The following is a 12,433-nucleotide window of genomic DNA, read 5'->3' on the forward strand; positions in this document are numbered from 1 at the left end:
GGAGAGCTGCTATGCCAACCGAAGTTGCCGTATCGACACAGGACGTTGAGCTTGTTGAACTGGATGTTTGCCAGCTCAATAGCGTAGCGTCCTTATTGTTTCAAACCTACCAAAATGATGCGCTGATGCAGCGGATTTTCCAAGTAGAAAAAGCCGATTATGCAAAGCGTCTAAGAGCTGCAATAAGGGAAGAGTTGATCGCCCAATGGGACAACGACCAGCCGATTATCGCGGCAATGCACGACGACGCGCTATTGGGCGTCGTCTGTCTGTCTAAAGTCGAACAGCAATTTGGTCCTGCAAGCCGTTGGAACTGGTACATTTCGATGCTACTGACAGCGGGCTGGGTAAGCACGCGTTACGTACTCGAGAAAGAACGCCAAATAAAATCACTATTAAAAGAGCAGCCGTGCTATTTGCTCTCTTTTATTGGTGTAGCAGAGCAGTACCAACACCAGGGAATAGGGCGATTGCTTTGCCAGGCGGCGGTGCAGGAAGCGGTCGAGCGCGGTGCGGTCAAGCAGTTAGCAGTATTTACATCTGACCAGCAACAGCAGGCATTTTTTAACCGGTGTGGGTTTTCGCAACAGCACGCACTTGACGTCCATGACGTACCCGGCGCACTGTTGACCCTGAGTGTTGATTAATGCGGTTCACGAAACGGTGGCAGATCGACGGCGATCAGCTGACTGTTATGTAGAGTCAATGTGCCCTCATAACGTGATGTACCGTCGCTGCTAAAGCCCATGACAAATGTGCTACGCCAGCCGGGCTGGCGCCCCTTGAATGACCAGCGTGTGTTGACCTTTTCTAGGTCTAACATCTGCAAACCTTGCTGTTTGCAGTACCACATGGCGTGTTGGTAAGCGTGCTCAGTCTGTCGGCGGTGTTGCCAAAATAGCCAAGCAACACACAACAGCATGAGAAATAAGAGAGCATCAAAAAGTGTGATCATGAAGCCTGCTGCGCCTTAAGCTGTAACAACTGTTGTTTAACGTCTGCTGATAATTCATCTTGCGCTATCTTTCTTAATACCAACGGGCGCAACTCGGGCAATGACACGGCATCCTCAAATAAGGCTTGAAACCATGCTTGCTCGAGCGCCGCAATGCGTTGCAAATAACGCCCAAGCACCGCGTCATTCTGCAATGCTGGCCACAGCCTTGCACCAATAACTGTCAGGGTGTTGGCGTCTAGCGGCTGTTCAAGTTGCTCGAATAGTCGCTTCTGTAATCGTTTGTCGTCGCTTACGCTCGCCAGCGCGCGCAGTGCGTACAAGGCCTGTGTGGTATCGGAGTGGCTCAGTTGCTCGATAAAGAAATCACGTAGTTTGGCCGGGATGAGGTGCTGCTCGAGTGCTTCGCACAAGTAACGTTGCACTGTGGGGGCATAATCGGTGTAACCTTTAGCGATTGCTTCGGCAAGTTGCGGTAAATTCATCAGACGTGCCGCACAGTCATGCAAACCTTGAACGCCAATGTGCTGCCAGTCATCATGTTTACCCATCAAGTACTCAGCCGTCGTATCAAAATACTGGCTCGGAGCCGCTTGGCGTTGCGATGAAATATGCGCATGCAGTGCCGCTCGTTGTGTTTCGCTTGGGGTAAATAAATAAGGGTTATGCTTAAGTTGCTCTTCCTGTTCCTCGGTGAGAGCATCGGTTATTTGTTGACCGAGTGCTGATACGACATACTCCAAGTATTGATCGCGCGCAGCGACATTAAGCAAACCGCGCTCATCAAGTGGAAATTTCAGAAACCAAAGGTAGTCGTGTTGGGGCTGCTTTTTATGACGGAACAAGATGGCGAGGTGTGCATGACGCGCAAGTGGATACGGATGCGGCTGTTGCTGGTGTTCAATAGCTGCAAAGGTATCCAGCGGAATTTCGCTAAGCCGACGACCAAGGTCAAATACCTGATACTCGGTATCGCCTGCTGCTAAAAAATCACCAATTGTTGCTATCTTATCAGTCACTAAACTTCTCCGTGCTTGAATTTCATTCAAATTTCAATCAGTATTGTCGCCATTATATCGGTTATCAAACCTAAAGTGGTAATGGAGTCTCCGATGGAGCAGTATCAAAAAGCGGCCCGACTACTCGATCGCATCGAGCGAGAGCTTAATAGTTTGGGTCTCTGGCAATCTGATCAGCCGCCCGTTGAGGCGCTCGATAGCCAGCAACCGTTCGCTATGGACACCTTGGAATTTCACCAATGGCTTCAATTCATCATGATACCGCGAATGTGGTCATTGATCGATGCAAAACAGCCGCTACCCGACTCAATAGCAGTCAGTCCAATGGCGGCGCATTCTTATCGCAATGCGATTGAACAACATGAGCAACTCATCGAATTAGTCCGCGAGTTTGATGTCCTGTTAAGCGGAACCGATCCGCTTCAAGACGATGTCTGAGCCCCCCGTTTTAACGATCGTCTATCAAGACGAGTATCTCGTAGTGATTGATAAGCCCAGTGGCTTATTGGTGCACCGTAGTTGGATAGCCTCAGATGCACAGCAGTTCGCGATGCAGATACTGCGCGACCAGATTGGCCAGCGTGTGTTTCCCGTCCATCGTTTAGACCGTCCGACCTCTGGGCTGCTGGTTTTCGCGCTGTCGTCGGAAGTGGCAAGAGCACTTAATGAGCAATTTGCTGAACGCGAGATAAAAAAGGTATATCACGCAGTCGTACGGGGTTATGTGGATGATGCTGGCATCATCGATTACGCGTTAAAGGAAGAACACGATAAGATAGCGGATAAGCAAGCACAAGCCGACAAACCAGCGCAGGAAGCGGTTACTGAGTACCAATGCAAGGCGCGGGTAGAGCTGCCTTTCAAAGTCAGTAAAAAACATGACACCAGTCGTTACTCGTTAGTGAAGCTGATGCCTAAAACAGGACGAAAACATCAGTTGCGTCGGCATATGTCGCATATTCGACATCCAATTATAGGCGACACACGGCATGGGGAGGGGCGTCATAATCGCTTCTTCCGTGACCACTTTGATTGCCATCGATTAATGTTGGCTGCCACCGAGATTGAGTTTACGCACCCCGTGACGGGTGAGACGTTAAACTTAGCGATTGACGTACCTGAGATACTCAAACGCCCGTTCCAAGCGTAACGGGCGTTTGCTGTTTTAAGGCAAGTTATTCAGCACTACGTAATAGTGCGTTGATACCGACTTTAGCACGTGTTTTGGCGTCAACACGTTTAACAATAATCGCTGCATATAGGCTATGAGAGCCGTCCGCAGAAGGCAATGCACCAGGCACAACAACGGCACCTGCAGGTACGCGACCGTATAGGATCTTATCGTTTTCGCGGTCATAGATACGCGTGCTTTGACCAATGTAAACACCCATCGAAATAACCGCGCCTTCTTCGACAATAACGCCTTCAACGATCTCAGAGCGCGCACCGATAAAGCAGTTATCCTCGATAATCGTCGGGTTCGCTTGAAGAGGTTCAAGCACACCGCCGATACCGACACCACCTGACAAATGTACGTTTTTACCAATTTGAGCACATGATCCTACCGTCGCCCAGGTATCAACCATGCTGCCGTCACCTACGTAGGCACCGATGTTTACGTAACTCGGCATGACAACCACGTTGCGTCCGATGAAAGCGCCTTTACGAACCATCGCAGGGGGAACAACGCGCATGCCTTCTGCGCGGAATCGAGCACTGTCGTAATCGGCAAATTTTGCGGGTACTTTGTCCCAAAAGCGAGTTTCGCCGCCTTCAATCAGGTCGTTATCGTTTAAACGAAATGACAGCAATACTGCCTTTTTGAGCCACTGATGAACAACCCACTCACCGGATATCTTCTCTGCGACGCGCAGTTCACCTCGGTCAATTTCATCAATGATGTAACGTACGACTTCGCGTAGCTCGTCGTCATCGGTGCGCGGTGAAATTTGATCGCGCTGCTCAAATGCATCGTTAATTAACTTTTTGTACTTTTCAAACGACATGGTTGCCTCGTTATCCATCTAAATCATTAATAATCTGTTGTTTAAGCGCCAATTTTTGCTCGTCCGAAAGAGCTTCTCCTCGGTTTGACGAGACAATAAATAAGTCTTCTGCTTGCTCACCTATGGTGGTAATTTTCGCCGCCAATAGGCTTACATCAAGGCGCTGTAAAATCGCCGCAAGTCGAGCCACAAGACCCGGTCTATCGAGCGCAACAAGTTCAAACGTGGTGCGTCCTCGATGCTTCACAGGCAAGAAGTTAACTTGTGTTTTGACACTAAAATTCTTTAACCGACGTGACAATGGCCGATTGTTTTTTGGCACAGTTCGTCGCTTATGCAAAACATCAAGGAGGTGTTGTTTAACTTCCTCAATCCGACGTGCTTCGGTGAGTGGCTTGCCATTGCGCTGTAGCAATACAAACGTATCCATCACAAAGCCATCGCGTGTCGCCAATATCTGTGCATCCAAAATATTGAGCTGCTGGCTATCAAGTACGCCGGCCACGGCCGCAAACAAATGCCCTTCGTCATGGTGATAAACAAATAATTCGGTTGTTCCGTAATTGTTTTCATCACCAATCAAAATCAGTGGAAGTTCATCATCCCTGAGCTGCAATATGTGTTGGGAGTGCCAACTAATTTGCTCAGCGGTATGCCGGAAAAAGTAGTCAGCCGTAAAGCGTCCCCACAACGCCAAAATGGCTTGTTTTTCGTAACCACCACTCAGCAATAAGGCCATTGCATTCGCTTTATTCTGCTGGATTTTATCACGAACGTCGAGTGTAGGTTTACTACTGTTTTGTTCTAATAAATAACGTGTAGCGTTATACAACTCTTCTAACAGGGTGGCTTTCCAGTTGTTCCATAATGAGTGATTGGTGGCACGAATATCGGCGACGGTAAGACAATATAAAAAGTCCAGCCGCTCGACCGTATCAACGATATTGGCGAACTCTTGTACTACCTCAGGATCATGGATGTCGCGTTTCTGTGCTGTCACTGACATGGTCAAGTGATGTTCGACGAGCCAGCTAATCAGATCGCTGTCATCTTGGCTGTAGCGATGTTGCAAGCAAAAGTTGCTGGCGTCCATCGCGCCCAGTTCGGAATGGTCGCCGCCACGACCCTTCGCGATATCGTGGAAAATCCCAGCTAAATATAAGCAGTGCCGACGAGTCATTTGCGCAACGCGTTCTTCGCAGAGCGGAAACTGACCCGCAAACTCGGGATCAGAAAAGCGATATAAATTGCGTACTAAACGAAAGGTATGCTCATCAACAGTGTACGCATGAAATAAGTCAAATTGCATTTGCCCAACTATCTGTTGCCATTGTGGCAGATAGCTGGCAATAACCCCGTGGTGGTGCATTAACGTGAAAGCACGTCCACAACCTGCTGGGTGTTCAATGAGGCGTTTAAACCAAAAGCGACAATCAGCATCATAGCTTAGCGGCTCGTTAAGCTGAGCACGCGCGTTGCGTAACTGACGAATGGTATGCGAATGAATACCCTCTATTTCAGGGTGCTCAGCAATGATAACAAACGCTCGAATTAACTGACTGTGATCGTTGAATACTTCATCGTGGCGGGCGCTGAGTAACTGTTGATTGATAGCAAAATGCTCGTCGATATCAACGGTATGATGCAGATCTTGAGGGCTCAAAATCGCCTGCTGAAAAAATTGCAGCAACATTTGATTCAATTCACTCACGCGCAATACGACTTTAAAGTAATCCTTCATCATCAGCTCAACGGAATGTTTTCCTTCATTGCCGTAGCCAAGACGTACTGCAACACCGGGCTGAAAATCAAATAGTAAGCGATCTTCGCGCTTGCCCACCTCAAGGTGTAGGGCAAACCGAATACGCCATAACCAGTTCATGCACTCGCGTAGCTCAACAAACTCATCGGCTGTCATGTACCCAAATTCGACTAAGCTCTCGTCAGAATGGGTTTGGAAATGACGTTTAGCAATCCAGCCAATGGTTTGAATATCGCGCAGACCACCGGGACTGGATTTAATGTTGGGCTCAAGGTTGTAAGATGTGCCGTGATACTGCTGATGACGTTGTTTTTGTTCGTCGAGTTTGGCTTGATAGAAGTCACGACTCGACCACGGGAACTCCGATAACAACTGTTGTTCGTATTCACGAATAAGCGCGTCGTCACCGGTGATAGGGCGACTTTCAATTAAGTTGGTCGCGGTCGTAATATCCTCGGCAGCGGCACTCAAACATTGCGCGACTGTACGCACAGAATGCCCGACATCGAGATGTAAATCCCATAAGAAAGTGACGAACTCTGATACGGCGCAGCGAGCCAGAGTGTCCTCGCAATCCACTAGAATAAGCAGATCAATGTCGGAGCCAGGATGAAGGGTATGGCGTCCATAGCCGCCGACGGCAATCAATGCCATCGGCTCATTGGTAAATTCAAATCGCTGCCAGAGCTCAGCAAGTAGTTGGTCAAAAAACTGTGCGCGGTGGTGAATGAGCTCGTCAATATCGGCGGTGACAAAGTGACCTTCGGACCAGCGATGATAATGCGCAATTAAATCGCGGTAGGCGCCCGCCTCAAATGGCATATTTGAGGCAGGCCAGTGTGCGTAAAAGTCCGCTTGCTCAGTGTTCATGTGGATTAGTCGCTGTGATGAATGACACGCGGCAAATCGGTTTCTTCCTCACGTAAGGTTAGTACCTCGACGCCATCTTCAGTAACGAGTAGGGTGTGTTCCCACTGCGCGCTAAGACTGCGGTCTTTGGTGAGGACCGTCCAACCATCTTTCATCAATTTGGTATGGCGTTTACCAGCGTTCAACATCGGCTCTATGGTAAAGCACATGCCTGGCTCCAATACTTCACCCGTACCTGCTTTGCCATAATGAAGTATTTGTGGCTCTTCATGAAATACTGCACCGATACCGTGACCACAGTATTCACGCACGATCGAGTAGTTGTGCTGTTCGGCAAATTTTTGGATGACTTCTGCAAAATCGCCCAGCCGGATACCGGGTTTGACCATTTTTATGGCGCGGTAAAGTGATTCTTGTGTCGTGCGAACCAGACGGTCAGCAAGAATGGATGGTTTACCCACCATAAACATTTTTGATGTATCGCCGTGATAGCCGTCTAGTTTCACCGTGACATCAATGTTCATGATGTCACCTTCTTTTAGTTTCTTCGGTCCTGGAATGCCGTGACACACACAATGGTTGACCGAAGTACAAATCGATTTAGGGAAACCGTGATAATTCAGTGGCGCTGGATAGGCGTTGTGCGCGACGATATAGTCGTGACAAATTTTATCGAGCTCTTCTGTGGTGACACCCGGTTTGACGTGTTCACCAATCATTTCTAATACGCTGGCAGCTAAACGTCCAGCAGCGCGCATTTTTTCGATTTCTTCCGGCGTTTTTATCGATATACTCATTAAATACGGTCTCTTAAATTTGCTACTTTTTTCATCGTTCACGCAGTCTACCAATTTACGCGGCGCTTAGCCATGCTCGGATGCGGATCAGCGGCACCCAATTTACTGCTTTTTAATTGCAGCATGGCTGGGGATATGGTATAAAATGCGCGCTTTTTAAAAGCAAAATTCACTTTAAATTTAAACCACACATATATCGACACATATCACGGGGTGCCCAATCGGGTCGTGCTATGGGGTATATGGAGGCTTAACCCCTACAAAAGGAAAAGTATTATGGCAAACGTGTCAATGCGTGACATGCTGAAAGCTGGTGTCCACTTCGGTCACCAAACTCGTTTCTGGAACCCAAAAATGAAACCATTCATTTTTGGCGCTCGCAACAAGATCCACATCATCAACCTTGAAAAAACTGTGCCTATGTTCAACGACGCGTTGAGCTACATGCAGCACGTTGCTTCAAACAAAGGTAAAATCTTGTTCGTTGGTACTAAGCGTGCAGCCGCTGAGCCTGTAAAGGAAGCAGCATTGAACTGTGGTCAGTACTTCGTAAACCACCGTTGGTTAGGTGGTATGTTGACTAACTGGAAAACCGTTCGTCAATCAATCAAGCGTTTGAAAGATCTTGAAACCATGAGCCAAGACGGTACTTTCGACAAGCTAACCAAGAAAGAAGCGTTGGTTAATACCCGCGAAATGGAAAAGCTTGAAAAAGGCCTTGGCGGTATCAAAAACATGGGTGGCTTGCCTGACGTATTGTTCGTAATCGACGCTGATCACGAGCACATCGCTATTAAAGAAGCTAACAACTTGGGTATCCCTGTTGTTTCTGTTGTTGATACTAACTCAGATCCAGATGGCGTTGACTACGTTATCCCAGGTAACGATGATGCAATCCGCGCAGTACAATTGTATTTAAATGCTGCTGCTGACGCGATCAAAGAAGCTAAATCAGCGCCAGTAGAAGCAAAAGACGCTGACGATTTTGTTGAAGCTACCGAATAATTGAGGATCTAACCATGGCAATTACTGCTGCTCAGGTAAAAGAACTTCGCGAGCGCACTGGCGCTGGTATGATGGACTGCAAAAAAGCATTGCAAGAAGTTGGCGGCGACATGGAAGCTGCGATCGAGCTAATGCGTAAAAGCGGTCAAGCAAAAGCGGCTAAGAAAGCAGGTCGTGTTGCAGCTGAAGGTGTTATCTTAGTTAAATCAGAAGGTAACCAAGCGACATTAGTTGAGCTTAACTGCGAAACTGATTTCGTTGCACGTGACGACAGCTTCTTGGCATTTGGCGAGAAAGTTATCAACGTGGCTTTCGCTAACAAAGAAAACGATGTTGAACAGTTGAAATCAGCTGACATCGGCGGCGAAACTGTTGATAAAACACGTGAAGACCTTATTGCTAAAATCGGCGAGAACATGAACGTACGTCGTGTTCAGACGATTGAAGAAGGTAACACTGTTGCTACTTATACCCACGGCGCACGTATCGGTGTAGCTGTTGCATTGAATGGCGGCGATGAAGACTTAGCTCGTGACTTGTGTATGCACGTTGCGGCGAGCAATCCTCAGTTCGTTAAGCCAGAAGATGTTGATGCTGAAGTCGTTGAGAAAGAACGTTCTATTCAGGTTGATATCGCTATGCAAAGCGGCAAGCCTAAAGAAATCGCTGAGAAAATGGTCGAAGGTCGTATGCGTAAATTTACCGGCGAAATCAGCTTGACTGGTCAGCCGTTCGTAAAAGACCCATCAATGACTGTTGGCGAATTGCTCAAGCAAGCGGGTGCTGATGTAGTCACATTCGTACGCTTTGAAGTGGGCGAAGGTATTGAGCGTAAAGAAGAAGATTTTGCTTCTGAAGTACAAGCTCAAGTGGCGGCGGCAAGCAAAGGTTAATTCTTTGTGCCAGGGTCCACAACCCCAATGTGAGTAATAGAAACCGCGTCTTGAGCGTTCAGGACGCGGTTTTTTTTGAAAAATGGATAGTGAGAGGCAAGCATGAGTACCCACCCAAAACCAGCATATCGACGTATTCTTTTAAAACTCAGCGGTGAAGCGCTAATGGGCGATGAGCCTTTTGGTATCGACGCTAAAGTTCTGGATCGCATGGCTCAGGAGATCAAAGAGCTCGTTGAACTCGGGATCCAAGTGGGATTAGTCATCGGGGGTGGTAATTTATTCCGGGGCGAAGGACTTGCGAAAGCTGGAATGAACCGAGTGGTTGGTGACCACATGGGAATGCTTGCAACAGTAATGAATGGTTTGGCAATGCGCGATGCGTTACACCGTGCCTTTGTCAATGCACGTTTGATGTCTGCGATTGAGCTAACAGGCGTCTGTGACAGCTATAATTGGGCTGAAGCGATCAGCCTGCTAAAATCCGGCCGTGTTGTTATTTTCTCAGCGGGTACGGGCAATCCATTCTTTACTACTGACTCTGCCGCGTGTTTACGTGGTATTGAGATCGAGGCTGACGTGGTATTAAAAGGTACCAAAGTGGACGGTGTGTATTCTGACGATCCGGTCAGTAATCCAGACGCAACGTTGTATCGCCATATTAATTATCAAGATGTGCTTCAGCAACAGCTAAAAGTGATGGATTTAGCCGCCTTTACATTGGCTCGCGATCATGAGTTACCGATTCGTGTTTTCAACATGAATAAGCCCGGTGCACTGAGATCCGTGATTCTAGGCGAAGAAGAAGGTACACTAATTAGCAAAGACGCTGAATAATCGAAATAGAAAGGGTAAAACAGTGATTAACGATATTATTAAAGACGCAAAAGAGCGTATGGAAAAAAGCGTAGAGTCGCTTCGCAGTCAAATGTCTAAAGTGCGCACAGGGCGCGCGCACCCGAGCATTCTTGATAGTGTCATGGTGAACTACTATGGCGTCGATACGCCACTTAAACAGCTCGCTAACATTACGACGGAAGATTCACGTACGTTGGCATTGACGCTGTTTGATAAGTCATCAACACAAGCCGTAGAAAAGGCAATTCTTACCTCTGATTTGGGTTTGAACCCTGCATCTGCAGGTGCGGTTATCCGTATCCCATTGCCGCCGCTGACCGAGGAACGTCGTCGTGACTTGGTTAAAATCGTGCGTGCAGAAGCGGAGCAAGCGCGTGTTGCAGTGCGCAACATCCGTCGTGATGCCAACAATGATTTAAAAGAACTGTTGAAAGAGAAAGAAATCACCGAGGACGAGGAACACTCGGCAGAGGACGATGTCCAAAAGCTAACCGACACATACGTTAAAAAGATCGATGAGTCGTTAAAAGCAAAAGAACAGGACTTAATGGAAGTTTAATTTCATTTCGTGCTCTAAATGACGCCGTGTAGTATCTATGCGGCGTTTTAATTATTGGCGGACAGCATGAAGCAATCTCCAACAATACAACAAGTCGTGCCCAAGCATGTCGCTATTATCATGGACGGTAATGGGCGTTGGGCAAAACAACAGGGTAAACGTCGAACCTTTGGACATAAAAAGGGCGCCGAAGCGGTAAGAAATACGGTGAGTTTTGCCCGCCGTAATGGGGTCGAGTCACTCACTTTGTTTGCGTTTAGCAGTGAGAATTGGAATCGGCCCGCGACAGAAGTTTCATTATTGATGGAATTATTCGTCAATGTACTAAAAAAAGAAGCTGACAAACTCAAACAAAATGATATTAAGCTTCAAATTATTGGCGATAAATCACAGTTTTCGAACCGTTTACGTAAACACATCGATAAAGCAGAGGCCATGACTGAAGCATGCCAAGGCATGACCTTAAATGTTGCCGCAAACTACGGTGGACAATGGGATATTGTACAAGCATCGAGGAAACTGGCTGATGCTGTTGCGAGTGGCGAACTCACCGCATCGCAAATTGATGAGAGTACATTCGAGCGTTATTTATGTTTAGCGAATCAACCCAAGCCTGACCTGCTGATTCGCACAGGTGGGGAGCAAAGGGTCAGTAATTTTTTGCTATGGCAAATAGCGTATGCAGAATTTTATTTCACCCCGATATTATGGCCCGACTTTGACGATCAGGCATTTGCCAATGCCATTGCTGAATTCGCGCGACGTGAGCGCCGTTATGGCCTGACCAGTGAACAAATCGAGCAGCTCGTTGAAACGATGAACGCGCGTGTAGAGGACTGAATTTTTGCTTAAACAACGAATTTTAACAGCCGTTATACTAATACCTGTCGCGCTGTATGCGGTGTTTTTATTGCCGCTGTGGGGCTTTTCCTTATTCATTCAAGCGGTACTGATGCTCGGAGCCTGGGAATGGGCGCCATTAATGGGTTTGACTAAGATCCGTTCACGTATCGCTTATACCGCAACAATTGGTGTGATTATAGGTGCGCTGAGCTTAGCAGTACCTTTCGATCATTTGTGGCAAGCCGGCACCCTGAATGACGTCATTTACACGACTATTGCGGCGGGTGGCGTTTGGTGGGTGTGTGCGCTCGCTCTGGTGGTGAACTATCCATCGAGTCGCCGCATGTGGTCAAGAACACGCTCGATAGTTGGCTTGTTCGGTATGTTGATTTTTATCCCCACGTGGGCAGCGCTGGTTACGGTACGCTCAATTAATATAGACGTTCAACCATACTTTGGCGGCTGGGTCGTCCTGTTTATCTTATTATTAGTTTGGGCGGCAGACGTGGGCGCTTACTTTGCCGGCGTTCGTTATGGCCGCAATAAGATGATGCCATCAGTGAGCCCAGGTAAGACAATGGAAGGTTTATGTGGCGGTGTTACCTTGGCGTTCATCGTGATGATGGTGGTGTCGCATTGGACGCAAATTCCCGCAGATCAATTTACCGGTTATTATCTAACGGGGCTATTTACGGTCGTGGCGTCTGTATTTGGTGATTTAAACGAGAGTATGTTTAAACGCAGCGCAGGTGTTAAGGACAGCGGCTCTATTTTACCGGGTCATGGTGGCATCTTAGATCGTATCGACAGTCTAACGGCCGCTGTGCCTGTATTTACGCTCGCGTACTTGGAGTTTTTACGTTAGC

At 47.7% G+C, this 12,433-nt stretch carries 14 protein-coding genes; 9 read left to right on the forward strand and 5 right to left on the reverse strand.

Translation table 11 applies throughout. From position 1 onward, the window contains the following. Positions 1 to 11 precede the first annotated feature (11 nt). Positions 12 to 647: a GNAT family N-acetyltransferase gene (locus DFP83_RS01680; protein ID WP_110572529.1), complete on the forward strand. Its 636-nt coding sequence runs from the start codon at positions 12 to 14 to the stop codon at positions 645 to 647. Here DFP83_RS01680 and DFP83_RS01685 read toward each other — a convergent pair. Together DFP83_RS01685 and DFP83_RS01690 are read right to left on the reverse strand one after the other, a co-directional pair. After that, positions 644 to 955 (reverse strand): DUF3301 domain-containing protein, encoded by a 312-nt coding sequence (locus DFP83_RS01685; RefSeq protein WP_110572531.1) that lies wholly within the window; start codon positions 953 to 955, stop codon positions 644 to 646. The two genes, DFP83_RS01680 and DFP83_RS01685, sit on opposite strands and share 4 nt — an antisense overlap. After that, the gene (locus DFP83_RS01690) at positions 952 to 1,974 is read right to left on the reverse strand and encodes a DUF3549 family protein (protein ID WP_110572533.1); all 1,023 of its coding nucleotides are present in this window, start codon (positions 1,972 to 1,974) and stop codon (positions 952 to 954) included. Before DFP83_RS01690 ends, DFP83_RS01685 begins: the two co-directional genes overlap by 4 nt. A 93-nt stretch (positions 1,975 to 2,067) precedes the next feature. On the opposite strand from DFP83_RS01690, the gene DFP83_RS01695 reads away from it, so the two are divergent. Both DFP83_RS01695 and truC read left to right on the forward strand, forming a co-directional pair. After that, positions 2,068 to 2,412 carry a YqcC family protein gene (locus DFP83_RS01695; RefSeq protein WP_110572535.1) on the forward strand — a complete coding sequence of 115 codons (345 nt, stop codon included), beginning with the start codon at positions 2,068 to 2,070 and terminating at the stop codon, positions 2,410 to 2,412. Next, positions 2,405 to 3,124 carry a tRNA pseudouridine(65) synthase TruC gene (gene truC, locus DFP83_RS01700; protein WP_110572537.1) on the forward strand — a complete coding sequence of 240 codons (720 nt, stop codon included), beginning with the start codon at positions 2,405 to 2,407 and terminating at the stop codon, positions 3,122 to 3,124. The genes DFP83_RS01695 and truC overlap by 8 nt, the downstream gene beginning before the upstream one ends. Positions 3,125 to 3,149: 25 nt before the next feature. Here the strand turns inward: truC and dapD are convergent, their stop codons facing one another. From dapD to map, 3 genes are read right to left on the reverse strand one after another with little or no spacing between them, the layout of a single operon-like run. Continuing rightward, positions 3,150 to 3,980, reverse strand: coding sequence for a 2,3,4,5-tetrahydropyridine-2,6-dicarboxylate N-succinyltransferase (gene dapD, locus DFP83_RS01705; RefSeq protein ID WP_110572872.1), 831 nt, complete (start codon positions 3,978 to 3,980; stop codon positions 3,150 to 3,152). Positions 3,981 to 3,990: 10 nt separating this feature from the next. Then, positions 3,991 to 6,612, reverse strand: a complete 2,622-nt coding sequence (glnD, locus tag DFP83_RS01710; protein WP_110572539.1) for a [protein-PII] uridylyltransferase — start codon at positions 6,610 to 6,612, stop codon at positions 3,991 to 3,993. Positions 6,613 to 6,617: 5 nt separating this feature from the next. Next, complete coding sequence (map, locus tag DFP83_RS01715; protein ID WP_275540947.1) at positions 6,618 to 7,451, reverse strand: type I methionyl aminopeptidase; 834 nt, start codon at positions 7,449 to 7,451, stop codon at positions 6,618 to 6,620. A gap of 234 nt (positions 7,452 to 7,685) precedes the next feature. Here map and rpsB point away from each other — a divergent pair, with 234 nt between their 5' ends. From rpsB to DFP83_RS01745, 6 genes are all read left to right on the forward strand, one after another. Continuing rightward, positions 7,686 to 8,414 (forward strand): 30S ribosomal protein S2, encoded by a 729-nt coding sequence (gene rpsB / locus DFP83_RS01720; protein ID WP_110572543.1) that lies wholly within the window; start codon positions 7,686 to 7,688, stop codon positions 8,412 to 8,414. A 14-nt stretch (positions 8,415 to 8,428) separates the two neighbouring features. After that, complete coding sequence (gene tsf, locus DFP83_RS01725; protein ID WP_110572545.1) at positions 8,429 to 9,307, forward strand: translation elongation factor Ts; 879 nt, start codon at positions 8,429 to 8,431, stop codon at positions 9,305 to 9,307. 102 nt (positions 9,308 to 9,409) lie between these two features. Continuing rightward, positions 9,410 to 10,144 carry a UMP kinase gene (gene pyrH, locus DFP83_RS01730; RefSeq protein ID WP_110572547.1) on the forward strand — a complete coding sequence of 245 codons (735 nt, stop codon included), beginning with the start codon at positions 9,410 to 9,412 and terminating at the stop codon, positions 10,142 to 10,144. A 58-nt stretch (positions 10,145 to 10,202) separates the two neighbouring features. Continuing rightward, positions 10,203 to 10,724: a ribosome recycling factor gene (gene frr / locus DFP83_RS01735; protein WP_420843779.1), complete on the forward strand. Its 522-nt coding sequence runs from the start codon at positions 10,203 to 10,205 to the stop codon at positions 10,722 to 10,724. Positions 10,725 to 10,790: 66 nt separating this feature from the next. Further along, complete coding sequence (gene uppS, locus DFP83_RS01740; protein ID WP_110572551.1) at positions 10,791 to 11,564, forward strand: polyprenyl diphosphate synthase; 774 nt, start codon at positions 10,791 to 10,793, stop codon at positions 11,562 to 11,564. A 4-nt stretch (positions 11,565 to 11,568) separates the two neighbouring features. Continuing rightward, positions 11,569 to 12,432, forward strand: coding sequence for a phosphatidate cytidylyltransferase (locus tag DFP83_RS01745; RefSeq protein ID WP_110572553.1), 864 nt, complete (start codon positions 11,569 to 11,571; stop codon positions 12,430 to 12,432). Position 12,433: the final 1 nt, after the last annotated feature.

It is taken from the genome of Idiomarina fontislapidosi (assembly GCF_003226255.1).
Classification (GTDB): Bacteria; Pseudomonadota; Gammaproteobacteria; order Enterobacterales; family Alteromonadaceae; genus Idiomarina; species Idiomarina fontislapidosi.

What these genes read in the sequence shown, in the direction of transcription:
- DFP83_RS01680 (WP_110572529.1), top strand. Translation starts at nt 12, where the DNA reads ATGCCAACCGAAGTTGCCGTATCGACACAGGACGTTGAGCTTGTTGAA.
- DFP83_RS01685 (WP_110572531.1), bottom strand. Translation starts at nt 955, where the DNA reads ATGATCACACTTTTTGATGCTCTCTTATTTCTCATGCTGTTGTGTGTT.
- DFP83_RS01695 (WP_110572535.1), top strand. Translation starts at nt 2,068, where the DNA reads ATGGAGCAGTATCAAAAAGCGGCCCGACTACTCGATCGCATCGAGCGA.
- truC (WP_110572537.1), top strand. Translation starts at nt 2,405, where the DNA reads ATGTCTGAGCCCCCCGTTTTAACGATCGTCTATCAAGACGAGTATCTC.
- dapD (WP_110572872.1), bottom strand. Translation starts at nt 3,980, where the DNA reads ATGTCGTTTGAAAAGTACAAAAAGTTAATTAACGATGCATTTGAGCAG.
- glnD (WP_110572539.1), bottom strand. Translation starts at nt 6,612, where the DNA reads ATGAACACTGAGCAAGCGGACTTTTACGCACACTGGCCTGCCTCAAAT.
- rpsB (WP_110572543.1), top strand. Translation starts at nt 7,686, where the DNA reads ATGGCAAACGTGTCAATGCGTGACATGCTGAAAGCTGGTGTCCACTTC.
- tsf (WP_110572545.1), top strand. Translation starts at nt 8,429, where the DNA reads ATGGCAATTACTGCTGCTCAGGTAAAAGAACTTCGCGAGCGCACTGGC.
- pyrH (WP_110572547.1), top strand. Translation starts at nt 9,410, where the DNA reads ATGAGTACCCACCCAAAACCAGCATATCGACGTATTCTTTTAAAACTC.
- frr (WP_420843779.1), top strand. Translation starts at nt 10,203, where the DNA reads ATGGAAAAAAGCGTAGAGTCGCTTCGCAGTCAAATGTCTAAAGTGCGC.
- uppS (WP_110572551.1), top strand. Translation starts at nt 10,791, where the DNA reads ATGAAGCAATCTCCAACAATACAACAAGTCGTGCCCAAGCATGTCGCT.